The 22469-nt window shown below is 64.8% G+C and carries 21 protein-coding genes; 9 read left to right on the forward strand and 12 right to left on the reverse strand.

All coding sequences use genetic code 11. The features are described 5' to 3' along the window. Positions 1 to 224 precede the first annotated feature (224 nt). Positions 225 to 1343: an alanine dehydrogenase gene (ald, locus tag AC0WR5_RS18770; RefSeq protein WP_475865329.1), complete on the forward strand. Its 1119-nt coding sequence runs from the start codon at positions 225 to 227 to the stop codon at positions 1341 to 1343. A gap of 39 nt (positions 1344 to 1382) precedes the next feature. Here the strand turns inward: ald and AC0WR5_RS18775 are convergent, their stop codons facing one another. Beyond that, on the reverse strand, positions 1383 to 2120 hold the full coding sequence (locus AC0WR5_RS18775) for a tyrosine-protein phosphatase (protein ID WP_475865330.1): 738 nt from the start codon (positions 2118 to 2120) through the stop codon (positions 1383 to 1385). A gap of 146 nt (positions 2121 to 2266) precedes the next feature. Here AC0WR5_RS18775 and AC0WR5_RS18780 point away from each other — a divergent pair, with 146 nt between their 5' ends. Further along, positions 2267 to 3574 carry an aspartate aminotransferase family protein gene (locus tag AC0WR5_RS18780; protein ID WP_475865331.1) on the forward strand — a complete coding sequence of 436 codons (1308 nt, stop codon included), beginning with the start codon at positions 2267 to 2269 and terminating at the stop codon, positions 3572 to 3574. A 67-nt stretch (positions 3575 to 3641) separates the two neighbouring features. Here the strand turns inward: AC0WR5_RS18780 and AC0WR5_RS18785 are convergent, their stop codons facing one another. The 4 genes from AC0WR5_RS18785 to AC0WR5_RS18800 all read right to left on the reverse strand — a co-directional run bounded on the left by AC0WR5_RS18785 (position 3642) and on the right by AC0WR5_RS18800 (position 8071). Then, positions 3642 to 4385 carry an SDR family NAD(P)-dependent oxidoreductase gene (locus tag AC0WR5_RS18785; RefSeq protein WP_475865332.1) on the reverse strand — a complete coding sequence of 248 codons (744 nt, stop codon included), beginning with the start codon at positions 4383 to 4385 and terminating at the stop codon, positions 3642 to 3644. 493 nt (positions 4386 to 4878) lie between these two features. Beyond that, entirely contained in the window at positions 4879 to 6039 is a 1161-nt protein-coding gene (locus AC0WR5_RS18790; protein ID WP_475865333.1) for a class I SAM-dependent methyltransferase, read from the reverse strand. Continuing rightward, positions 6039 to 6794: a DUF1365 domain-containing protein gene (locus AC0WR5_RS18795; RefSeq protein ID WP_475865334.1), complete on the reverse strand. Its 756-nt coding sequence runs from the start codon at positions 6792 to 6794 to the stop codon at positions 6039 to 6041. Before AC0WR5_RS18795 ends, AC0WR5_RS18790 begins: the two co-directional genes overlap by 1 nt. Beyond that, positions 6791 to 8071, reverse strand: a complete 1281-nt coding sequence (locus AC0WR5_RS18800; RefSeq protein WP_475865335.1) for an NAD(P)/FAD-dependent oxidoreductase — start codon at positions 8069 to 8071, stop codon at positions 6791 to 6793. The genes AC0WR5_RS18795 and AC0WR5_RS18800 overlap by 4 nt, the downstream gene beginning before the upstream one ends. Before the next feature lie 222 nt (positions 8072 to 8293). Here AC0WR5_RS18800 and AC0WR5_RS18805 point away from each other — a divergent pair, with 222 nt between their 5' ends. The 6 genes from AC0WR5_RS18805 to arsB all read left to right on the forward strand — a co-directional run bounded on the left by AC0WR5_RS18805 (position 8294) and on the right by arsB (position 13656). Continuing rightward, positions 8294 to 8860: a sigma-70 family RNA polymerase sigma factor gene (locus tag AC0WR5_RS18805; RefSeq protein ID WP_475865336.1), complete on the forward strand. Its 567-nt coding sequence runs from the start codon at positions 8294 to 8296 to the stop codon at positions 8858 to 8860. After that, on the forward strand, positions 8857 to 9504 hold the full coding sequence (locus AC0WR5_RS18810) for a ChrR family anti-sigma-E factor (protein WP_475865337.1): 648 nt from the start codon (positions 8857 to 8859) through the stop codon (positions 9502 to 9504). The genes AC0WR5_RS18805 and AC0WR5_RS18810 overlap by 4 nt, the downstream gene beginning before the upstream one ends. Positions 9505 to 9579: 75 nt before the next feature. Then, a complete protein-coding gene (locus AC0WR5_RS18815; protein WP_475865338.1) occupies positions 9580 to 10392 on the forward strand; it encodes an arsenate reductase/protein-tyrosine-phosphatase family protein in 813 nt (270 codons plus the stop codon). Further along, the gene (locus tag AC0WR5_RS18820; RefSeq protein ID WP_475865339.1) at positions 10389 to 11387 is read left to right on the forward strand and encodes an ArsJ-associated glyceraldehyde-3-phosphate dehydrogenase; all 999 of its coding nucleotides are present in this window, start codon (positions 10389 to 10391) and stop codon (positions 11385 to 11387) included. The genes AC0WR5_RS18815 and AC0WR5_RS18820 overlap by 4 nt, the downstream gene beginning before the upstream one ends. Then, complete coding sequence (arsJ, locus tag AC0WR5_RS18825) at positions 11384 to 12652, forward strand: organoarsenical effux MFS transporter ArsJ (RefSeq protein ID WP_475865340.1); 1269 nt, start codon at positions 11384 to 11386, stop codon at positions 12650 to 12652. Before AC0WR5_RS18820 ends, arsJ begins: the two co-directional genes overlap by 4 nt. Further along, entirely contained in the window at positions 12649 to 13656 is a 1008-nt protein-coding gene (arsB, locus tag AC0WR5_RS18830) for an ACR3 family arsenite efflux transporter (protein ID WP_475865341.1), read from the forward strand. Before arsJ ends, arsB begins: the two co-directional genes overlap by 4 nt. A gap of 68 nt (positions 13657 to 13724) precedes the next feature. On the opposite strand, the gene rlmN is transcribed toward arsB, so the two are convergent. After that, entirely contained in the window at positions 13725 to 14927 is a 1203-nt protein-coding gene (gene rlmN / locus AC0WR5_RS18835) for a dual-specificity RNA methyltransferase RlmN (RefSeq protein WP_475865342.1), read from the reverse strand. A gap of 177 nt (positions 14928 to 15104) precedes the next feature. Then, positions 15105 to 15632, reverse strand: a complete 528-nt coding sequence (locus AC0WR5_RS18840) for an invasion associated locus B family protein (protein WP_475865343.1) — start codon at positions 15630 to 15632, stop codon at positions 15105 to 15107. 162 nt (positions 15633 to 15794) lie between these two features. On the opposite strand from AC0WR5_RS18840, the gene AC0WR5_RS18845 reads away from it, so the two are divergent. After that, positions 15795 to 16793 (forward strand): asparaginase, encoded by a 999-nt coding sequence (locus tag AC0WR5_RS18845; RefSeq protein ID WP_475865344.1) that lies wholly within the window; start codon positions 15795 to 15797, stop codon positions 16791 to 16793. Between the two features lie 72 nt (positions 16794 to 16865). On the opposite strand, the gene AC0WR5_RS18850 is transcribed toward AC0WR5_RS18845, so the two are convergent. The 5 genes from AC0WR5_RS18850 to purH all read right to left on the reverse strand — a co-directional run bounded on the left by AC0WR5_RS18850 (position 16866) and on the right by purH (position 22454). Continuing rightward, the gene (locus tag AC0WR5_RS18850) at positions 16866 to 18176 is read right to left on the reverse strand and encodes a M16 family metallopeptidase (RefSeq protein ID WP_475865345.1); all 1311 of its coding nucleotides are present in this window, start codon (positions 18174 to 18176) and stop codon (positions 16866 to 16868) included. Beyond that, on the reverse strand, positions 18173 to 19579 hold the full coding sequence (locus AC0WR5_RS18855; protein ID WP_475865346.1) for a M16 family metallopeptidase: 1407 nt from the start codon (positions 19577 to 19579) through the stop codon (positions 18173 to 18175). Before AC0WR5_RS18855 ends, AC0WR5_RS18850 begins: the two co-directional genes overlap by 4 nt. Before the next feature lie 233 nt (positions 19580 to 19812). Beyond that, positions 19813 to 20256 (reverse strand): DUF3035 domain-containing protein, encoded by a 444-nt coding sequence (locus tag AC0WR5_RS18860; RefSeq protein ID WP_475865347.1) that lies wholly within the window; start codon positions 20254 to 20256, stop codon positions 19813 to 19815. Positions 20257 to 20377: 121 nt separating this feature from the next. Then, a complete protein-coding gene (gene lspA, locus AC0WR5_RS18865; RefSeq protein ID WP_475865348.1) occupies positions 20378 to 20845 on the reverse strand; it encodes a signal peptidase II in 468 nt (155 codons plus the stop codon). 10 nt (positions 20846 to 20855) lie between these two features. Then, on the reverse strand, positions 20856 to 22454 hold the full coding sequence (purH, locus tag AC0WR5_RS18870) for a bifunctional phosphoribosylaminoimidazolecarboxamide formyltransferase/IMP cyclohydrolase (protein WP_475865349.1): 1599 nt from the start codon (positions 22452 to 22454) through the stop codon (positions 20856 to 20858). Positions 22455 to 22469 lie beyond the last annotated feature (15 nt).

A 22469-nucleotide genomic window follows, 5' to 3' on the forward strand; every position in this document is an offset into this window, starting at 1 on the left:
CGTCACAATCCGCCGGGGCAAACATTCGCCTGAGAATGGCGGGCGGCGCGGCCGCCGCACCGCAGAAATGCCGCCTGACCGTGCAGCCTGCGCAAGAAGGCGTTTCCAAAGCCGGAAGCTGTCGCAGATCCTTGCGTACGAGCCTGGAAAAATATTGGACAAATCAAGAAAATTGCATCCGACTCGTGTTCTTCTGAAGGCATGACGCATCAAGGGAGGCTCTCATGCGCATCGGATGCCCCACGGAAATCAAGAACCACGAATACCGCGTCGGCCTGACGCCCGAGAGCGCCGCCGAGCTGGTGGCGCATGGCCATGAGGTGATCATTCAGGCCGGCGCCGGCGATGGTATCGGAGCCGTCGATGACGCCTATCGCGCCGCCGGGGCCGAGATCGGCGATGTCGGTGACGTCTTTGACACGGCCGATATCATCGTGAAGGTGAAGGAGCCGCAAGCTAACGAACGCAGCCGCCTGAAAGAGGGCCAGACGCTCTATACCTACCTGCATCTGGCGCCCGATCCGGCACAGACCGCCGACCTGATTGCCTCCGGCGCGACCTGCATTGCCTACGAGACGGTCACCTCTGCCCATGGCGGGTTGCCGCTTCTGAAGCCGATGAGCCAGGTCGCCGGCCGCATGTCCGTTCAGGCCGGCGCCCATGTGCTCGAAAAGGCGCAGGGCGGGCGCGGCGTGTTGCTAGGAGGCGTGGCCGGCGTGGCACCCGGCCGCGTGATGATCATCGGCGGCGGGGTCGTTGGCCGCAATGCCGCCGCCATGGCCGTCGGCCTGGGGGCCGAGGTCACGCTTCTCGACCGTTCGCACGAGGTGCTCGAGGCGGTGGACGCGCAATTCGCCGGTCGGGTAAAGACGCTCTACTCCAGCTCCGTCGCTCTGGCCGAGGCCGTCAGGACAGCCGACCTGGTCATCGGTGCGGTGCTGATCCCCGGCGCGGCTGCGCCCAAGCTGGTGTCCCGCCAGATGCTCGGGACGATGCAGCCCGGATCGGTGCTGGTCGATGTGGCGATCGACCAGGGCGGTTGCTTCGAGACCTCGCATGCCACCACCCACGCCGAACCCACCTATGTCGAGGAGGGGATCGTGCATTACTGCGTCGCCAACATGCCCGGTGCCGTCGCGCGCACCTCGACCTATGCGCTCAACAACGCCACCCTGCCGCACCTTCTGCGCCTGGCGGATCTCGGGGTGAGAGAGGCCCTACTGGCGGACCCGCATCTGCTCGCGGGCCTCAACGTGGCCCGAGGCACGCTGACCTACGAAGCTGTCGCTCTGGCGCAGGACCTGCCGTGGTCGCCCGCAGCGCAGGTGGCGGCGACGCTCTGAGGACTGTCATGGGCGCCCCGGACAACAGCCGGCCTTGGCTCAGGCGTCCAAACGGGCTGCAACGGCGTCGAGTACGGACGCCGGGCAGCCCGCATCCGAGAGGTAGCCGCGCGCGCCGCCGTGGCGCCGGTTCATCTCTTCGAGCGTGCGCGCCATGTAGGCCGGCTTTACCGACAGGATCCGCGCGGCCATGGCAGGATCGGCACCGCGTTCCAGTATCTCCCCCCGCATGTCCTCCAGCATTCCCGCCGCACATCGACCAGTCAGGGCATAGTCCTGGATGATCATCCTCTCGGGCACCCCGGCAAGCAGCAAGAGCAGCGCCGCGATCAGCCCGGTACGGTCCTTGCCCACGGAGCAGTGAAAGAGCACGGGCCCCTTTGGCGCCTCGGCAATGCAGGTCATCACCTCGGCCACGGCCGCGCTGCGCGTCTCCAGGCCCGAGATGTAGCGCGTCGAGAAATCCGCTGTCGCATCTTCCGAAAAGACCATGGTCAGGGGATCCAGCCCGTCAAACAGGCCGATACGCCGCCGTCCGGGGTGGGTCGCAAATGGTCCGGGGGCAAGGCTGCATTCCGCGGCTGACCTCAGGTCTATGACCGTCCGGATCCCGAGAGCCCGCAATTGTCGCTGCCCCTCGGGGGTCAGCCGCGCCATGCCACAGGCCCTGTAGACCTGCCCCCAGGCGGTCTCGCCGCCCGACCTGCGCGGATAGCCACCGAGATCCCGCACGTTGTGCTCTCCCTCGAGAGACAGGTGACGTTGCCGCTCGCTCATTTTCATCCTCCCTTGCCTGTCGAAACCTCGCATTCTTCGCCCCGGGAAGGCAATTGCCCGGCTCATGACGTTTTTCCGATGATCGGCGATTGGCGTCACGCGATCCCGGTCCTAGGCTGACCGCGATCCATCAAGCGGAGGCCGAGATGTCCGGTAACGACGACGCAAAGTTCTGGAGCGCGGCAAAGCGCCACCTGGTGCGCTATGGCGGCACCTTCGAACGCAACATCATCGAACGTGCCGCGGGCAGCTACGTCTATGACGCCGATGGAAAGGCGATCCTGGATTTCACCTCCGGGCAGATGAGCGCCGTGCTCGGTCATTGCCACCCGCGTATCGTGGAGACTGTAAGGCAACAGGTCGGGCATCTCGACCACCTCTTCAGCGGCATGCTCTCTCGCCCAGTGGTCGACCTTGCCGAACGGTTGGCCGCGCTCGCGCCGGGCCTCGACAAGGTGCTGCTGCTCTCGACCGGGGCGGAATCGAACGAAGCCGCAATCCGCATGGCCAAGCTGGTGACCGGCAAGTACGAAATCGTCGCCTTTTCCAAGAGCTGGCACGGCATGACCGGCACCGCGGCCTCTGCAACATTCTCCTCGGGCCGCCGCGGGTGGGGACCGGCGGCCATCGGTTCGCTGGCCATACCCGCGCCGAATGCCTATCGGCCGCGATTCACCCATCCGGACGGCAGCCTCGATTGGCAGACCGAGCTCGACGATGCCTTCGCCCAGGTCGACGTCCAGTCCAGCGGCAGCCTTGCCGCCTTCATCGCCGAACCGATCCTTTCGGCCGGTGGCATCATCGACCTGCCGAAGGGTTACCTTGGCGCGTTGAAGCACAAGTGCGAAGAGCGCGGCATGCTGCTGATCCTGGACGAGGCCCAGACCGGCCTCGGGCGCACCGGCAACCTCTTTGCCTTCCAGCGCGACGGGATCACCCCCGACATCCTGACCCTGTCAAAAACCCTTGGCGCAGGCATGCCGCTGGCGGCGATGATGACCAGTGCCGAGATCGAGCAGAAAGCCCATGAGGCCGGTTTCCTGTTCTATACAACCCACGTGTCCGATCCCCTGCCGGCCGCCATCGGCCTGACCGTTCTGGACGTGATCGCCGAAGAGCGGCTTGTCGCGCGGGCCGGCCAGTCAGGGCAGCGCCTGAGAGACGGCCTCACCGGACTTCAGCAGAAATACGATTGCATCGGCGACGTCCGTGGCCGCGGCCTGCTGATCGGCCTGGAGATCGTGACCGACCGCCAGAGCAAGACACCCGCTTTCGATCTCGGTGGCCGCATCGGCGAAGAGACCATGGCCCGCGGCCTGTCGATGAACATCGCGAAATTGCCGGGCATGGGCAGCGTCTTTCGAATCGCGCCCCCGCTGACGGCCAGCGATGCGGAAATCGATCAGGGACTCTCGATCATCGACGCCTCGATCGCGGCCGCGCTGGCCGGCTGACACGTCCCGTCCGCCCCGGTAACAGTCATCACAAGCGACGGGCGCCCGCGCGCCCGTCGCCCCTGTGTCAACCCGCGACGATGCGCGCGAACAGACGGAAGGGCAGAACCCTGCCCAGCACCGAGAAGACCCAGGAGAAAGGCCGAGGAAAGGCAACCTCACGCAGGGCCGGATTTCGGATCAGCCCCATGACGTGATAGGCAGCCTGCCTGTCCGACATGATCTGCGGCATTGAGAAGTCGTTCTTTTCGGTGAGGCGCGTGCGGATAAAGCCCGGATTGGCGATCTGAACGTCCACCCCGGTGCCCTTGAGGTCGATATACATGTCCTCGCCCAGGTGACGCAGCGCGGCTTTGCTGGCGCCATAGCCAATGGAACCGGGCAAGCCGCGATAAGCGGCGAGCGAGCCCACCAGTACCACGTGCCCATGCCCGCGCCGCACCCATTGCGGCACGATGCGGCCAAGGATGCGCAGCGCACCACCGAAGTTTGCATCGACGATCCGCTCTACCGCCTCGGCATCCCATTCCGCCGCATCGATGGGCTCGTACAGGCCCACGCAGTAGATGATGCCATCCGCGTCCCCCGCCTGCGCCACCGCCCCTTCGACAGCCGACTTGTCGGTGACGTCGAGCGGCAGGGAACGCGCATGCGGTAGCTCGGCTGCCAGCTGCTCGAGGCGTTCCGCATTGCGGGCAGACAGGATGACGCTCGCCCCAAGGCGCGACATCTCGCGCGCGATGACCCGCCCCAGCCCTTCGCTGGCCCCGACGATCCAATAGGTCTTCCCTTCGAGACTACGCGTGGGCATTCGGATTTCCTTCAAGAATTGGATCGAGATCCATGAGGTTCGTAGCCCTGCCGAAACGCAGGACGCCCGCGATGCTTGCGCAGGAAGAAAAAGAGGATACGACGGACAACCCTAACCCAAGCTGAAACGGAGCACTGCCGTTGCATCGGCTGCGCCGGTACGCATGATCGGCCACTCTCGCCGGAACGAACCACCGCAATAGCGTGAAGGAATGGCGATCCTTGCCGGCCGCGCGCGAAAATGTGGGCAGCGCGGCCACTGTTTTCAAATCCAACGTCTCGATATCTCTACCCTCTGCAAGTCATTCACGGGCACGGCAGACATTCGCTTTGCCGCATCCATAGCGGTTGATGCGTCTGCATATAGCTCCCGCTTTTGGCTAATCACGCGTACAGTGCGAATTAGTTGCCAATTTCACAGGAGATCCCGAGGGCCACAGGGGCATACCCGCTTTTGCCTTTACGTAAACGTAATGGAATGTGTCGCGGATGCCTCACGCAGCTTCAGGCCGGCGCAATTCGACCTGAACGACATCCGTCTGGCCGACACTGAAAGAGGCCGCGCAGATCGCGAGATAGTAGCGCCAGCTTCTGAGAAAGGCCTCGGAATATCCCATTCGGAGGATCCGCGACTGCTCTGCTTCCAGCCGCTGCAGCCAGGTCCTGCAGGTCAGGGCGTAATCGTCGCCGAAGGCATAACTGTTCTCGACCCGCAGCCCCGCCCCGGCGGCCGCTCGGGCAATCTCGCTGTCGCAAAGCAGCATGCCGCCGGGAAAGGCGTGCTGACGGATGTAGTCGGAACTGTTGCGGTAGGTCGGGAAATAGCGGTCAGGCACGGTGATGACCTGCAGCATGGCACGCCCGCCCTCCGCCAGGTGAGAGGCAAGGCCGCCGAAGAAGACCGGCCAGTAGCGCTGGCCCACCGCCTCGATCATCTCGATCGAGACGATGCCGTCGAATTTCCCCTCGGCATCGCGGTAGTCGCACAGCCTGATATCCGCCGCGCCGTCCAGTCGCGCATCTGCATAGCCCTTCTGCGCCGGCGAAATCGTCAGGCCCGTCACGTGGCGCCCTTGCCCCGCAGCCCGTTCAGCAAACCCGCCCCAGCCACATCCGAGTTCCAGGATCCGCTCTGCCTGGCCAAGCCGGTCCAGTATCCGGTCGTATTTCCGCATCTGGGCCTGTTGCAGATCATTGTCGCCCGGCACGAACAGCCCGGCGGAATAGGTCATGGACGGATCGAGCCAGAGCTGAAAGAACTCGTTGCCGACATCATAATGCGCCCGGATGTTGCGAGCTGCCCCACGACGGGAATTGGCACGCAGGATCCGGTCCACGATGCGAAGACGCACGCCCTGAAACGCGCCGGCATAGGCGAACCGATCAAAGACATCGAGATTCGACAGGGCCACAGCGATCAGGTCCTCGACCGACGGCGATTCCCAGAGCCCTTCGACATAGGCCTCTCCAAGGCCCACATCACCCCGGGCCAAGGCTGCGGAAATCGCGGACCAGTCGCGGATCTCGATTTCCGCTTCCCGGCCCCAGGTTCCGAAACTGTGCCGCTCGCCCTCCGGCGTTATCACGGTCAGTTTTCCGGATCGTATCTCTTCGCAGGCGCTCAGGAATTCCTTGCGCACTCGGGCAGTCAACATCAGCTAATCTCTTCCTTGGGCGGCACCGGCCGGGGGCGATAGCGAGCGCCTTTCAGCTTCAGTTTCAACGCCTGCCAGTAGATCAGGGCAACGGTGCGCATGGCACCGGTCGGGCGTCTCAGAGCTGCCGTCAGCAGCCGACGGTTCGTCAGCCGGCGGCGCGGCCCGACAAGCGTGGCATAGAGCCCCTCCTCGCCGTTGCCATGATCGATCAGGATCGCGATCCGCTCCTCGCCGATATTGAAGCGAAAGCTGTACTGCCCAGCGACTTCCTGGAATGGCGAAACATGAAAGACCTTCTGCGCCTGCAGACGATCGGCCGGCACAACCGGCGCAAAGCCAGGATGCGCACAGAGGTAGCTGTGCCGGTCGCCGAAGGTGTTGTTCACCTCCGCGATCACGGCCACCAGGTCCTCCCCCTCGAAGATCAACCAGAAGCTGACCGGATTGAAAACCACGCCAAAGAAGCCAGGCTGCGTCAGAAGCAGTATCCGGGAAATACGCAAGCCCGGCAGGCCCCGTTCCTGCAGGACCTCCCGCACCCAGGCCGCGCCGCGCCCCTTGCCGCGCTCGCCGCCATGATCGCGGTCCCGCACCGATGCCAGGTTGCGGGCGTTCCGGGACAGCAGGATCGGCCCCCGCCCCTGTTCCGGATCGATCAGGACGTAGTCCACCGTGTACGAAAAACGATGGCTGATCGCTCCCCTGCGGGCGTGAACCGTGCGCCCGGCAATATGCTCGGCCACGAATGTCATACCGGTTGCAGGTCCAGCTGCCGCGCAACGCGCACGGCGCTGGCAAACCCATCCTCGTGGAAACCGTGGCGCAGCCAGGCACCGGCAAACCAGGTCCCGTTCTGCCCCTGTATCTGTCGTATCTGCTGCTGTGCCTTGAGCGCACCCCGGTCAAAGACCGGATGGCGGAATGTCTTCTGATCATAGATCAGGGCCTCGTCGATCTCTCGGCTGGGGTTCAGCGAAACGAAGAGCGGATCGTTCTCGTCGATGTTCTGCAACCGGTTCATCCAGTAGGTCACGCCGATCTGTGATTGTTCCCGCCCGCTCTCCGCCTTGTAGACCCAGGACGACCAGGCCGCACGTCGCCTGGGCATCTGGGAGGTATCGCGATGCAGGATCATGTGGTTGTCCTGATAGCCCACAGCCGAGAGGGCGGCCTGCTCCTCCGCCGTGGGGTCGCACAGCAGCCGAAGCGCCTGGTCCGAATGACAGGCCAGGATCACCTGGTCGAAACTCTCGGGCTCGGCCCCCTGACAGAGCACCTGGGGCACGGCACCACGCCGTGTCACGCCCGTGACCCCCGCAGAGGTCCGGATCTGCACCCCGACCGTCCGCAGGCGCATCTCGAGCCGGCGCACGTATTCCACAGATCCGCCACTGACGGTCCACCATTGGTGCTGGCCCGAAGCCGACAGGAGAGCATGATTGCGGAAGAACTGCACCAGCGAGCGGGCCGGAAAGGCGGTGATACCTTCCGGAGGGGTCGACCAGATCGCGCCACAGATCGGCTTCAGGTAATAGTCGCGGAACCAGGGCCCGAGCCGCAGCTCGCCCATCAAGTCCCCAACCGTCATCTCGTCATCGCGCGCCACGTCCTCGGCTCGCGCGTTGAAGCGCAGGATGTCACGCACCATAGCCGCGAACCCTAGCCGGAGCAGGTTGCGCCGTTGCGCGGCAAGGGCCCGGAGGTTTTTCAAGCCATACTCGATCCGTCCGCCGTCGATTGTGGCGCCAAAGCTCATGTCGCTCTTCTCGACCGGCACGTCGAGGTCGCGGAACATCGAGGTGAGATGCGGATAATTGGCATAATTGAAGACGATGAACCCGGTATCCACCGGCTGATCACCGCGAAGCCCTGCCGTGACGGTGCGCGCATGACCGCCCAGTCTCGGCTCGGCCTCGAAGAGCGTGACGTTGTGCTGCGGCGCAAGCAGATAGGCCGCGGCAAGCCCCGATATGCCACCCCCGATGATGGCAATGCGCTGCGGTCGCATGGATAGGGCGTCGAAAGACATGTCGGCTCCTCAATGGGTTGTCCATTCAGATACGATACAAACCTTCGAACAGTTCACTCCTCGCCGATTATTTTCCCCGACGATTTTATTTTTGATCCGGGTCCGGGCTGCCCGCGTATTTCTCGCATGTTGAACCCGGACCCGATGACTGCAACACTGCCCCGAAGGCGACAGCCTGCCCGGGTGCGTGGCGTGGTTGCCGGAGAAAGGATCCAGTCGACCGTGGCAGCAGTACAGCCAGAACAGGGCAAGACGGAGCAGACAGAATGGATGCTGGCCGTTCGTGACAATCGCGACAGGGTGGCCTTCGGCAAGCTCTTCGCATTTTACGCGCCGCGCCTGAAGGGCATGCTGATGCGCAACGGCATGGGTGCCGCCCAGGCCGAGGACGTCGTCCAGGACGTCATGCTGTCTGTATGGCACAAGGCGGGTCAGTTCGACCCGGCGCGTGCCCAGGTTTCCGGCTGGATCTACCGGATCGCCCGCAATCGCCAGGTGGACATCGCCCGAAAGGCACAGCGCCCCCTGCCCGAAGACGTCGAAACCGAAACCCCGCCCGAGGCCGATCCCGGCCAATTGCTGTCGCTCGCCCAAGAGGCAGGACAACTTCGGGAGGCCCTCTCCCGGCTGAAGCCGGATCAGCGCGACGTGATCGCCCGAGCCTATCTCGGCGACCTGACCCATACGGAAATACAGGCCGAAACCGGCCTGCCCATGGGCACGATCAAATCGCGTATCCGCCTGGGCCTGGAACGGCTGAGACATGAATTGAAGGATCTTCGTCCGTGACTGACCGGATCGAGCATCATATCCCCGAGACCATGCTGGCAGCCTATGCCGCAGGTCGACTGCCGCCCGCCTTCGATATGATCGTCGCGGCGCATGTGTCCATGTGCGACGCCTGCCGGGCCGCTCTTGAAGCGCACGAGACCCTCGGCGGCGCTCTCCTCGAGGATTGCGCCGCGCCCGACATGCTGTCCGAAGGCCTGCTGGACAAGGTCCTGCTTCAGCTGGACGCGCCTGCACCGGCCGAGCCCTCCCTGCGCAATGATCGTTTCGACATCTATCCCGGGCCCGTTGCGCAGGCGCTGAAACATCAACCGCCGCGCTGGCGGGCCGCTGGCGGCGGTGTGCGACAGCAGATTCTCTTCGAGGATGGCAAGGGTTCGGTGCGCCTGCTCTATATTCCGGGGGGCATGGCCGTGCCCGATCATGGCCACCGCGGCACCGAGCTGACCATGGTCCTTCAGGGCGCGTTCCACGACGAGACCGGCGAATTCGGCATCGGCGATGTCGAGGTTGCCGATGAATCGCTTGAGCACACGCCGATCGCGATGGAGGGGACACCCTGCATCTGCCTGGCCGCGACCGATGCACGCCTACGTTTCAAATCCATCCTGCCCCGCCTGGCACAGCCCTTCCTCAGGATCTGAACAATCGTGACACCCGCGCGGGTGTCACAAAACTTTCCTTTGCGCGCCTCATCACATTTCCATATTTCATGAAATATGGAAATTGAACACGCCTCCCTTCTCTCCACACTGGGCCATCCGCACCGCCTTCAGGTTTGGCGGCTGCTCATGCGGCGCTATCCCGATGCCGTACCGGCGGGAGAAATCGCCGGGGCAACGGGGCTGAAGAATTCGACGCTTTCGGTTCATCTCGCCACCCTCCGCCAGGCCGGTCTTACGGAGCAGCTGCGACAGGGCACGTCGCTGCAGTACCGCGCCCGGATCGGGGCTGCGACGGAACTGCTCGACTATCTCTTTGCCGATTGCTGCCGGGGGCGCCCCGAGCTCTGCGTGACGCCCGGACCGCTTCCCCGAAGACCTCACACCAACGTGCTGTTCCTCTGTACCGGCAATTCCGCCCGGTCCCTGATGGCCGAGGCACTTCTGAACCGGCTGGGCAGAGACCGTTTTCGCGCCTTCTCCGCCGGCGTCGCGCCTGCAGCGGCTCCGCATCCCCTCACGCTGCGCCTGCTGAGCGCCGAGGGTTTCGAGACCACCAGCCTGGAAACGAAAGCCCTCGACAGCTTTCGAAATGGCAAGATCCCAGAGCTCGATATGGTGGTCACGGTCTGTGACACGGCCGCGAACGAGGAATGCCCCGCCTGGCCCGGCCTGCCGATCACCGCGCATTGGAGCACACCCGATCCGGCCCAGGCCCGAGGCACCGAAGAGGACCGGATGCGCGCCTTCACCTATGCCTACAGGCTCCTGAAACGCCGCATCGAAGCCCTGGTCGCCCTGCCGGCCCTCGATCGCACCTCGTTACAGTCACACCTCGACACCATCGCCCTTGAAAGAGATGCCCAATGACCACCTATGCCCTCAACGGCCTTGGCCGCATCGGCAAGCTCGCCCTGCGCCCGCTCCTCGAACGTGGCTCGCAGATCGCCTGGATCAACGACGCCTCGGGCGATGCCACGATGCATGCGCACCTGCTGGAGTTCGACACGGTCCATGGGCGATGGGATGCCGAGATCACCCATGACGCGGAGAGCGTGACCATCGACGGCACCCGCATCCCCTTCATCGGCAGCGCCAATATCGCCGACTTGCCGCTCCATGGTGTCGACGTGGTGATCGACTGTACCGGCGTCTTCAAGACCGAGGCCAGGCTCGCCCCCTATTTCAAAGCCGGCGTGAAAAAGGTAATCGTTTCGGCCCCGGTCAAGGACGGTCCTACGGCGAATATCGTGATTGGCGTCAACGACGACGCCTATGATCCGGCACGGCACAGCATCGTCACCGCGGCAAGCTGCACCACCAACTGCCTCGCGCCGGTGGTAAAGGTGATCCACGAGGGGCTCGGCATCCGCCATGGCTCGATGACCACCATCCACGACGTGACCAACACCCAGACCATCGTCGACCGCCCACACAAGGATCTGCGCCGTGCCCGATCCGCGCTGAACGCGCTGATCCCCACCACTACTGGCTCGGCCAAGACCGTCGGCCTGATATTTCCCGAACTGGAGGGCAAGCTGAACGGCCATGCCGTGCGCGTGCCAGTGCTGAACGCGTCTTTGACCGATTGCGTCTTCGAGGTGGAACGCGAGACCACCGCAGAAGAGGTCAACGCGCTCTTCAAGGCCGCCGCCAGCGGGCCGCTTTGCGGCATCCTCGGCTACGAGGAGCGGCCGCTTGTCTCCACCGACTATGTCAACGATCCGCGCAGCGCGATCGTCGATGCCCTCTCGACCATGGTCGTGGGCGGCACGCAGGTGAAGGTTTACGCCTGGTACGACAACGAATGGGGCTATGCCCACCGCCTGGTCGATGTGGCCCGCATGGTCGGAGACCAGCTGTGACCGCAAGGGACCGGCCCGAGGGGCTGTCGGCCTATATCGCCGTCACGGCGGCCTACTGGGCCTTCATGCTGACCGATGGCGCCCTGCGCATGCTGGTCCTGTTGCAGTTCCACATGCTGGGCTTCTCGCCGGTACAGCTCGCCTATCTCTTCCTGCTCTACGAGGTCGCGGGCATCGTCACGAATCTCTCGGCGGGCTGGATCGCCGCGCGCTTCGGCCTGACGCGCACGCTCTATGCCGGGCTGGGCATCCAGGTACTTGCCCTGCTGGCGTTGACCGGCCTGAACCCGGCCTGGTCTATCACCACGTCCGTCATCTACGTGATGGCCGTTCAGGGCGCGTCGGGCGTGGCAAAGGACCTGGCGAAAATGTCGTCGAAATCGGCGGTCAAGCTGCTGGCGCCCAGCGGAGAGGCAGGCCTGTTCCGCTGGGTCGCAATCCTGACCGGATCGAAAAACGCGGTAAAGGGCCTCGGCTTTCTCCTCGGCGCAGTGCTCTTGGCTCTCACCGGGTTCACGGCCGCCGTCCTGGGGATGGCCGTGATCCTTGCCCTGATCCTGCTGGCGGTGGCGCTGCGGATGCCACCGGGGCTGCCCCGCGGCAAGAAGAGCGCAAAGTTCTCCGAGGTCCTTTCCAAGAACCCCGACGTGAACTGGCTATCCTTTGCCAGGGTCTTCCTGTTCGGCGCGCGGGACGTCTGGTTCGTTGTCGGCATCCCGATCTATTTCTACGCCGTGCTCTCCGACGGGACAGAGGCCGGCAACCGCGCAGCCTTTTTCGCCATCGGCAGTTTCATGGCCGTCTGGACGATCCTCTATGGCGCGATCCAGGCCTGGGCTCCGCGGCTGCTGAACGCCGGAGCACGCACCCGCACCGATCTTGTCCACGCAGCGCGCGGCTGGGTCGGCTGGCTGGCCGCCTGCCCGGCGGTACTGGCCGTGCTGGCGCTGCTGGCGGGCACGCCCGCGCCCTGGCTGACGATCACCCTGGTGATCGGCCTACTGATCTTCGGCGCACTCTTCGCCGTCAACTCCTCGCTCCATTCCTACCTGATCCTGGCCTTCACCAGCGGAGACAGGGTGACGATGGACGTCGGCTTCTATTACATGGCCAATGCCACCGGGCGCCTGCTCGGCACACTGCTCTCCGGCGTCAGCTACCAGCTCGGCGGGCTGCCGGCTTGCCTGGGTACGGCCGCAGTCCTGCTGCTGATCAGCCGCTATGGCGCAGGCAGGCTTTCGCAACGACAGGAGGTACCGGCATGAGCATCTTTGAACGCTTTCTGACCCTCTGGGTCGCCTTCGCGATTGTCGGCGGCATCGCGCTCGGCGTCTGGTTCCCCGGCCTCTTTACCGCGGTTGCGGGCGCCGAGGTCGCGCGGGTGAACCTCGTCGTCGCGGTGCTGATCTGGGCCATGGTCTATCCGATGATGGTGGGCGTCGATCCCTCGACCCTGCCGCAGGTGATGAAGCAACCGCGCGGACTGATCATCACGCTTGTGGTCAACTGGCTGATCAAGCCCTTCAGCATGGCCCTGCTGGCGGTGCTCTTCTTCGACCATGTCTTTGCACCATGGATCCAGCCGGAGGACGCCGCGCAATATACCGCCGGGCTGATCCTGCTCGGTGCCGCGCCCTGTACCGCCATGGTCTTTGTCTGGTCGCAACTTGCCAAGGGCGACGAGGCCTATACCCTGGTGCAGGTGACGGTGAACGACCTGATCATGGTGGTGGCCTTTGCGCCCATCGTGGCCTTCCTGCTCGGGGTCACCGACATCGCCGTGCCCTGGAGCACCCTCGTGACCTCGGTGCTGCTTTTCGTGGTGGCGCCGCTGGCCGCCGGCCTGATCACCCGCCGCAGCCTCGGCAGCGCACGCGCCATCGATGCGTTCAAAGCCCGGGTAAAGCCCTTCTCGGTGATCGGGCTGATCGCGACCGTGGTGATTCTCTTCGGGCTGCAGGGCAACGTGATCCTGGCCGATCCGCTGGTCATCGCCATGATCGCCGTGCCGATCCTGATACAGAGCTACGGGATCTTTGCCATCGGCTATGCCGCGGCCTTTGCGCTCAAGGTGCCTCACCGCGTGGCTGCGCCCTGCGCCCTGATCGGCACGTCGAACTTCTTCGAACTCGCCGTTGCCGTGGCGATCAGCCTCTTCGGGCTACATTCCGGCGCGGCACTGGCCACGGTCGTGGGGGTGCTGGTCGAGGTGCCGGTGATGCTGTCACTGGTGGCCTTTGCCAACCGGACGCGGGCACGCTTCGCCTGATTCCGGGGCCCTGCCGGGCCCCGACGCCTTCGGCGAGGATATTTGAAACAGGGAAACGGAAGGGACGTTCAGAGACCCGCTTCCTGCTCGATCTGCCGGCGGGATTTACGGGCGCGCTCGGTGGCTGACTTGAGCTGGCCGCAGGCCGCCATGATGTCCTCGCCGCGCGGGGTGCGGATCGGGCTGGCATAGCCAGCCTTGTGCACGATGTCGGCAAAGGCCTGGATCCGGTCCCAGTCGGAGCGCTGGTAAGGCGATCCGGGCCATTCGTTGAAGGGGATCAGGTTGATCTTGGCCGGGATGCCGCTGATCAGCTTGACCAGGCGGCGAGCATCGGCGTCAGTATCGTTCACGTCCTTCAGCATCACGTATTCGAAGGTGATGCGCTCGGAGTTCGACAGGCGCGGATATTCCTTCAGCGCCCCCAGCAGCTCCTCGATGTTCCAGCGCTTGTTGATCGGCACCAGCTTGTCGCGGGTCTCGTCGGTGGTGGCATGGAACGAGACCGCCAGAAGACAGCCGATCTCCTCGGCCGCGCGGGCGATCTCGGGCACGACACCAGAGGTCGACAGCGTGATGCGGCGGCGCGACAGGGCGATGCCCTCGCCGTCCATGGCGATCTTCATCGCGTCGCGCACGTTGTCGAAATTGTAGAGCGGCTCGCCCATGCCCATCAGCACGATGTTCGACAGCAGGCGCGGGCCGTTGTCGCCGGTGCCGATGCCCGGTGCGGGCCATTCGCCGAGGTCATCGCGCGCCAGCATGACCTGCCCGACGATCTCGCCGGCGGTCAGGTTGCGCACCAGCTTCTGCGTGCCGGTGTGACAGAAAGAACAGGTCAGCGTGCAGCCCACCTGCGAGGAAATGCACAGAGTGCCGCGGTCGGTCTCGGGGATATAGACCACCTCGACCTCGTGCCCACCGGCGATCCGGACGAGGTACTTCCGCGTGCCGTCCTCCGAGACGTTCTTGGTGACGATCTCGGGCAGCTGGATCACGAAATTCTCGGCCAGCTTCGCGCGGTAGTCCTTGGCCAGGTTCGTCATCTGCGAGAAATCCCGCACGCCCCAGTGATAGATCCACTGCCAGAGCTGGTTGACCCGCATCTTGGCCTGCTTCTCCGGCGTGCCCGCCGCGATCAACGCATCGCGCAGCTGCACCCGCGTCAGTCCGACAAGGTTCACCGGCCCCTCCGGCATCTTCCGGGGGATCGTCAGCACGTCCTGCGTGATCGGCGCCTGCGGCTTCGGGGTCTCTTGCATCTGGCTCATCTTCGGGCTCCTGTGGTCGGGCTCCTGCTGGAAGCTTGCCCCTATATGGGATTCTTTACGACATGGAAACAGGGCGCGCGAAGCTCGCACGCCCGTTTCCTGTCAAATCTTCGGCCTTTTTCGCCGCCCTCAACGCCCAGGCAGCCCCATCATGGGCCTATCGCGGGCAGGTCAGGCTTACTTGCAGCGCCGCTCGGAATCAGCCACCGCCGCGGTAAAGCCCATCAGCGAGAAGGTGTCCTTGGTCACCGTGCCGCGGCTGGACCGCGCGGTGAGCACGGCCTCGGATCCGCTCTTGAGCGCGGTGAGGATCTTGGCGTCGTCCTGCGAATTCGCGGGCCAAGCCCATTCACCCTGAGTGTAGAGCTCGAACTGGTTGCCGTCGACGTTCAGGTTCACCGTCGATCCGTCCGCAAAGGGATAGCCGCCGGTAAAGGCGACCTGACCCGAGAGATCCGCGCCGGGCCGGAAGAAGGCCATCAGCTGAATCGCCGACCGCCGAACCGAGACCGGCTGACCGTTCCTTGTGTTTACCGTGGACTTGGGCTCTGAAACCGCCCAGCATTCCTTGGGATCGGAATCCTCGAAAACGCTCCAGTCGGTTTCCGCCGCGACCTGGTTTTCGCTGACGTCCTGTGCGACAGCGCTCCCTGCAGCCATCAGCGCAAGCGCGATCGTGGCAGCCCCCAAAATACGAGATGTCATCTGTCCAGCCTCCAAGCTGTCCTTGCCTCTATGTGCCCCGGCGGCCTTTGCGGCGTCTTGACGGGGGCGAATTTCGAACTCGACATTGCAATATTAGCCGGAAATCTGCCACATGCGAAAGGCCGATTGGCAAGAAATCGCACAGCTCAAGAGGATATTACCATGGCAGGCGCAGAGAAGCTCGTGGAGGTCTGGCGCGGCGACATGTGCGAGTCCGTCCACTACGGACACGCTGCGATTGTCGACGCCTCCGGAGAGGTCATCCGCAGCTGGGGCGACGCAGAGGCGCTGATCTACCCGCGGTCCTCCTGCAAGATGATCCAGGCCCTGCCCCTGATCGAGAGCGGCGCGGCCGATGCTGCGGGCCTGACCGACCGGCAGCTGGCGCTCTCCTGTGCCTCTCACAACGGGGCCGCGATCCACACCGAGGCGGTCACGGAATGGCTCTCGGCCCTCGACCTGGGCGAGAACGACCTGCGCTGCGGCCCGCAGATGCCGGCGGACGAAGCCGCCATGCACGGGCTGATCAAGACCGACAGCTCGCCCTGCCAGATCCACAACAATTGCTCCGGCAAGCACTCGGGTTTCCTCACGCTCAATCGCCACATCGGCGGCGGCCCGGACTACGTCGCGCCGGAGCACCCGGTTCAAAAGGCCGTGCGCGAGGCCTTCGAGAGCGTCACTGGCATGGACAGCCCAGGCTATGGCATCGACGGGTGCTCGGCGCCGAATTTCGCCACCTCGGTCACCGGGCTTGCCCGGGCGATGGCGTTTTTCGCCAATGCCGGCAAGGGGGACAGCACCCGCCACCGCGCCGCCGCCCGACTGACGGCGGCCATGGCCACCTACCCCGAGATGGTCGCCGGCGAGACCCGCGCCTGCACCGAGCTGATGCGGGCCATGGACGGCAGGGTGGCAATCAAGACCGGAGCCGAGGCCGTCTTCGTGGCGATCCTGCCGGAACAGGGCCTGGGGGTCGCGCTCAAGATCACCGATGGCGCCACCCGCGCCAGCGAATGCGCGATCGCGGCCCTGCTCTGCGACCTTGGCGTGCTCGACCCGGCGCATCCCGCCACCCGCAAGCGCATGAACGTGCCGCTGCTGAACCGCCGGGGCATAGACTGCGGCGTGATCCGCCCGGCGCCCGGTTTCCCCGCCTGACGAAAAGGGCGGCCGCCGCAGCGCCCGCCCTTGATCATGCCGTTGGATATCCGGGCGAAGATCGCCCCGGGTTCAATTGACCTCGTCAAGCCCCTGCGGATGCCCCACCACGACGAAGCGTAGCTGATCGGGGTGCAGCCGCTCCCGCGCGACGCGGTTGATCTCGTCGAGCGTCACCGCGTTGATCTTGTCGTTGCGGGTCTTGGGATAATCGATCGACATCTCGTCGTGCTGCATTCCGACCAGGATGTTGGCGATGGTGCCATTGCCGTCAAACCGCAGCGGATAGGCCCCGGTCATGTACTTCTTGGCCCGATCCAGCTCTTCCTCGGTCACGCCATTCTCGGCAATCCGGGCCCATTCGTCGCGGATCACCTGGATGGCAACTGCCACGCGGTCGTTGCCGGAGGCGACAGAACCCTGCCAGACGTCGGCATAATCGCGATCGGCCAGCCAGGAATAGACCCCATAGGTCAGCCCGCGCTTCTCGCGCACCTCCTGCATCAGCCGACTCTCGAAGCCGCCGCCGCCGAGGATCGTGTTCAGGATATAGGCCGGGAAGAAATCGGGATCCTGCATGTCGATTCCCTCCTGTCCCCAGATCACCTGGGCCTGCGGCGTATCATAGGGCACGATGGTCACGCCCGGGGTCAGCGACAGGTCGACATGCTGCGGCAGGGCCGCACCGCCCGTCGGCAGGTCGCCCAGCAGGTCATCGAGCAGCTTGCCCAGCTCCTCGGGGGTGATATCGCCCACCGCCGCCACGCTGACGCGGTCCTTCACCAGCACGTTGTTCTTGGCCTCGACGATATCGTCGCGGGTCAGGGCGCGCACGCTGTCGATACTGCCCTCGATCGCACTGCCATAGGGGTGATCGCCATAGGCCAGCTGGTTGAACTCCGTCGCCGCGATGGTTTGCGGATCCTGCAGGTCGCTGCTGATGATCGAGGCGACCTGGTCCTTCACGCGGCCGATCGCCTCTTCCGAGAAGGTCGGATCCACCAGGCTCTGCCGCAGCAGGGCCACCGCCTCGTCACGGTTCTCGCTCAGGAACCGGGCCGAGATCGTCAGACTGTCGGAATTGACATCATAGCCGAAGCCGGCGGCCAGCTCCTCTTCCGCGCGGGCGAAATCGCGCGAGTCCATGTCGCCGGAGCCCTCTTCCAGAAGGCCGGTCATCAGGTAGGTCGCCCCACGCTTGCCCGGCGCATCCAGCGCTGCGCCACCGTCAAAGCGCAGCTGCAGCGCGGTGAACGGGATGGAATGCTCCTCGACCAGCCAAGCCTCGATGCCGCCGGGGCTCGTGACGTCCTGGATGGCGATTTCCGCGTGCAGGGGCGCTGCGAACAGGCTCAGCACCACGGGCAGGATCAGGCGCTTCATTGCGACACCTCCTCATCGGCCGACACCGGCATCGGCCGGCTCTCTTCCACCGGGCTGTCGCCCGTCTCGTCCTCGGTCATCAGCCAGCCGGTCACTGCGTGATCGCGGTTCAGCACCTGCTTTGCGGCGGCAATGATCTCTTCCGAGGTGACCGCCTGGAGCGCATCCGGCCAGGCCTGGATATCCTCGACCGTCAGCCCGGTGCTCAGGCCCGCGCCGTACATCCGCGCCATGTCGCCCACGTCATCGCGATCATAGATCTGGCTGGCGCGCACCTGCATCTTGATGCGGTCCAGGGCCTCCTGGTCCACGCCATCCTCGATGAAGCCGGCAAGCGCCTTGTCGAGACCCGCCTCGACCTCTTCCAGCGACACGCCGGGGGCCGGCACGGCATAGGCACCGAAGGTCGTCACTCCGATGCCACCGCCATTGTAATAGGCCGAGGTATAGGTCGCCAGCTTGTCCTCGAAGACCAGCTTCTCGTTCAGATAGCCGGTCTGACCGCCACCCAGCAGCTGCGCCAGCATCACCAGTGCCGCGGCCTCCTTCTGATCATCGTGCATCCGTACCGGCGCCAGGTAGCTGCGGTTCACATAGGGTTGCGCCACCCGCGCATCGCGGAAGATCACCCGACGCTCGGCCAGCTGCTCAGGTTCGGTCGGGCGGACACGCTCGGGCAGGTCGGGGTTGGCGGGGATCACGCCATAATATTGCTCGGCCAGCGCCTTGACCTCGTCGGGGGTCACGTCCCCGGCCACCACGAGGGTCGCATTGTTGGGCGCGTAATAGGTCTTGTACCAGTTCACCGCGTCATCGAGATCGAGCTGTTCCATCTCCTGGCGCCAGCCGATCACCGGCACGCCGTAGCCGCTGTTCATGAATTGCGCCGCGCGCGTCTGCTCGCCGAAGAGTGCCTGCGGGTCGCTGTCGGTGCGCATGCTGCGCTCTTCCAGAATCACGTCGCGCTCGGTCGCGATGTCATCCGGCCCCAGCGCCAGATGCGTCATCCGGTTCGATTCCATCTCCATCATCAGCGGCAGGCGGTCCGCCGCGACGCGCTGGAAATAGGCCGTATAATCATAGCTGGTAAAGGCGTTGTCGGTGCCACCATTCTCCGCAACCGTGGCCGAAAACTCGCCCGAGGCCAGCGTGTCGGTGCCCTTGAACATCAGGTGTTCCAGGAAATGCGCGATCCCCGAGGTGCCCGGCACCTCGTCGGCAGAGCCGATCTTGTACCAGACCATCTGCACGACGACGGGCGCCCGGTGATCCTCGATCACCACAACCTGCATGCCGTTGTCCAGCGTGAAGTCGGAGACGATATCGGAGGTGGATTCCTGGGCGACCACGGGGGCGCTCAGACTGGCCAGGGTCAGGGCCCCGGCGGCCAGGCGTGTCAGCATGGGCTTTCCTCTCGGCAGCTCGATCATGGTGCGACCATAAGGCCGGCCCCCGTGTCTTCAAGCGGATGACATGGTTCTCACCGCATTGTGTCGGGCCCGACCAAGCGGAAGGAATGCCGCGACACTGCGCCCATCGTAGCTAACGTGAAGTTAACCCGAACCGGCCTCGAAAAGCAAAACGGGCGCCGTGGCGCCCGTGAAATCCGTCTGCCTCTTGTCCGCGTCGGCGCGGATCAGCCTTCGGGAGGATAGGAAGGGGTGGTGATCCCACGCTGCCGCCACCATTCCGCCACGCTCGCCGCATCCAGGGCCTGGCCGCTGTAAGCCTCGGAATACCGGTCGACATTGGGGAACTTCAGGCTCGACCAGCGGGCCTCGCGCTGGCGGAAGGCCGCGTCTTCCTGGCGCAGGGTCAGGCGGATCGCCGGATCCACGCCATTGCGCCCTGCATAGCTGACCAGAGCGCCATCGCTGCTCGGCACCCCGGTCGAGGCCAGCGCCTTGGGATTGCCGCCGAGCGCCGCTATCGCGTCCGCCTTGGGCTGCTGATCCACCAGATTCGCTGTCTCGGGCAGCGGTACCGGCAGCGAATTATAGTTCGGCGGCATCTGCAGCGGCTTGGTGGGCACGATGTTGAATTCCTCGGGCCCGTCACCCGTGGTGGTTTGGCTGCGCAAAGTGCCGCTCCCGCTGCAGGCAGACAGCAGGGCGCAAATCGACAACAACATCAGACCGCGAGCCATGGCCATGGAGACACTCCTTGATTTGGCTGACGATTATCGCATCAGCGGGCCGAGGTCACGCCTCTTTCTCGGCCGGAATGAAGACAAGCATCACCACGCCCAGAAAGATCGCCACATCGGCCACGTTGAAGGCATAGGGATTGCGGATGCCGCAGCAGCTGACGTTCACGAAATCCGCCACGGCACCGTAGAGCAGCCGGTCCACGACATTGCCCAGGGCACCGCCGACGACGAATCCAGCGGCCACCCGGCCGATCCAGCGCGGCTGTTCGCGGTGCACCCAGAAGAGCACACCGGCCGCGATCGCAAAGGCCACGCCGATCAGCACCCAGCGGGTCCAGGGCGAACCCTGCGCGAAGAGACCGAAGTTGATGCCATAGTTCCAGGCCATGCTGAATTTCAGCAGGCCCGGAACGATGGTGGTCTCGCCCAGCTGCGGCAGGTTCATCTGGTGCACCACCAGGTACTTGCTCAGCTGGTCGACAAGGAACACCCAGAAGGCGGACCAGAATACCGTGCGCATGTCCCGGGCCTCAGTGCCGGAAGTGGCGCATGCCGGTCATCACCATGGCGAGGCCGGCCTCGTCCGCGGCATCGATGACCTCCTGGTCGCGCATCGAGCCACCGGGCTGGATGACGGCCGTCGCCCCGGCCTCGGCGGCGGTCAGCAGGCCATCGGCGAAGGGGAAGAAGGCATCGGAAGCCACCACGGAGCCCTGGGTCAGCGGCGCGGTCAGGCCGAGCGCCTCGGCCATGTCCTGAGCCTTGCGCGCGGCGATGCGGCAGCTGTCGACGCGGCTCATCTGACCGGCGCCCACACCCACTGTGGCCCCATCCTTGACATAGACGATCGCGTTGGATTTCACGTGCTTGGCGACCTTCCAGGCAAACAGCAGATCGGCCATTTCCTTGTCGGACGGGGTGCGCTTGGTCACCACCTTCAGGTCGTCCATGTCGATGTGGCCGTTGTCCTTGTCCTGCACCAGGAAGCCGCCCGAGACCTGCTTGATTGCCAGGCCCGCCTTGATCGGATCGGCCAGGCCGGGGGTGATCAGCAGACGCACGTTCTTCTTCTTCGACAGGATCTCGCGGGCCGCATCCACGGCGCCGGGCGCGATGATCACCTCGGTGAAGATCTGGCTGATCTCCTCGGCGGTGGCCTCGTCGAGGGTCGAGTTCAGCGCGATGATGCCGCCGAAGGCCGAGGTGCGGTCGCAGTCGAAGGCCCTCTGATAGGCCTCGCGCAGAGTCTCGCCACGGGCCACGCCACAGGGGTTGGCATGCTTGATGATGGCACAGGCCGGGCCGTTCGCCGGCAGGAATTCCGACACCAGCTCAAAGGCCGCATCGGTGTCGTTGATGTTGTTGTAGGACAGTTCCTTGCCCTGCAGCTGGGTGGCCGTGGCCACGCCCGGGCGGTCGCTGCCGTCGGTATAGAAGGCCGCAGCCTGATGCGGGTTCTCGCCATAACGCAGGGTCTGCGCCAGGGTCCCGGCAAAGACACGGCGGCGCGGCGCGGCATAGTCGAGCGCATCGGCCATCCATTTCGACACCGCGGCGTCATAGGCGCCGGTGCGGGAATAGGCCCGCAGGGCCAGCTTCTGCCGGAAGGCATAGGACGTCTGGCCACCGTTGGCATCCAGCTCGCCCAGCAGCTCGGCATAATCCTCGACATCCACCACCACGTTGACAAACTTATGGTTTTTCGCCGCGGCGCGGATCATCGCGGGGCCGCCGATGTCGATGTTCTCGATGCAGGTGTCGTAATCGGCGCCCTTCGCAACGGTCTCCTCGAAGGGATAGAGGTTGACCACCAGCAGGTCGATGGCGCCGATGCCATGCTCCTGCATCGCGGCCACATGGCCCTCGTCGTCGCGCAGCGCCAGCAGGCCGCCATGCACCATCGGGTGCAGCGTCTTCACGCGGCCGTCCATCATCTCGGGAAAGCCGGTCACCTCGGCCACGTCCTTCACCTCGAAGCCCGCGTCGCGCAGGGCCTTTGCACTGCCGCCGGTCGAGAGGAGCTCGATGCCGTGGGCCTTCAGCCCCTTGGCCAGATCCACAAGGCCGGTCTTGTCGGAAACGGAAATGAGGGCGCGGCGCACGGGGTGCAGTGCGATGATGTCGGTCATGGTGATATTGCCAAT

Source organism: Pseudooceanicola sp. DL12, from assembly GCF_056270665.1.

Coding starts and splice junctions, on each gene's coding strand:
- AC0WR5_RS18815 (WP_475865338.1), top strand. CDS start 9,580: ATGGAAATTGAACACGCCTCCCTTCTCTCCACACTGGGCCATCCGCAC.
- ald (WP_475865329.1), top strand. CDS start 225: ATGCGCATCGGATGCCCCACGGAAATCAAGAACCACGAATACCGCGTC.
- lspA (WP_475865348.1), bottom strand. CDS start 20,845: ATGCGCACGGTATTCTGGTCCGCCTTCTGGGTGTTCCTTGTCGACCAG.
- AC0WR5_RS18785 (WP_475865332.1), bottom strand. CDS start 4,385: ATGCCCACGCGTAGTCTCGAAGGGAAGACCTATTGGATCGTCGGGGCC.
- AC0WR5_RS18820 (WP_475865339.1), top strand. CDS start 10,389: ATGACCACCTATGCCCTCAACGGCCTTGGCCGCATCGGCAAGCTCGCC.
- AC0WR5_RS18840 (WP_475865343.1), bottom strand. CDS start 15,632: ATGACATCTCGTATTTTGGGGGCTGCCACGATCGCGCTTGCGCTGATG.
- AC0WR5_RS18790 (WP_475865333.1), bottom strand. CDS start 6,039: ATGTTGACTGCCCGAGTGCGCAAGGAATTCCTGAGCGCCTGCGAAGAG.
- rlmN (WP_475865342.1), bottom strand. CDS start 14,927: ATGAGCCAGATGCAAGAGACCCCGAAGCCGCAGGCGCCGATCACGCAG.
- AC0WR5_RS18845 (WP_475865344.1), top strand. CDS start 15,795: ATGGCAGGCGCAGAGAAGCTCGTGGAGGTCTGGCGCGGCGACATGTGC.
- AC0WR5_RS18800 (WP_475865335.1), bottom strand. CDS start 8,071: ATGTCTTTCGACGCCCTATCCATGCGACCGCAGCGCATTGCCATCATC.
- AC0WR5_RS18775 (WP_475865330.1), bottom strand. CDS start 2,120: ATGAGCGAGCGGCAACGTCACCTGTCTCTCGAGGGAGAGCACAACGTG.
- AC0WR5_RS18780 (WP_475865331.1), top strand. CDS start 2,267: ATGTCCGGTAACGACGACGCAAAGTTCTGGAGCGCGGCAAAGCGCCAC.
- AC0WR5_RS18855 (WP_475865346.1), bottom strand. CDS start 19,579: ATGCTGACACGCCTGGCCGCCGGGGCCCTGACCCTGGCCAGTCTGAGC.
- arsB (WP_475865341.1), top strand. CDS start 12,649: ATGAGCATCTTTGAACGCTTTCTGACCCTCTGGGTCGCCTTCGCGATT.
- purH (WP_475865349.1), bottom strand. CDS start 22,454: ATGACCGACATCATCGCACTGCACCCCGTGCGCCGCGCCCTCATTTCC.
- AC0WR5_RS18795 (WP_475865334.1), bottom strand. CDS start 6,794: ATGACATTCGTGGCCGAGCATATTGCCGGGCGCACGGTTCACGCCCGC.
- AC0WR5_RS18850 (WP_475865345.1), bottom strand. CDS start 18,176: ATGAAGCGCCTGATCCTGCCCGTGGTGCTGAGCCTGTTCGCAGCGCCC.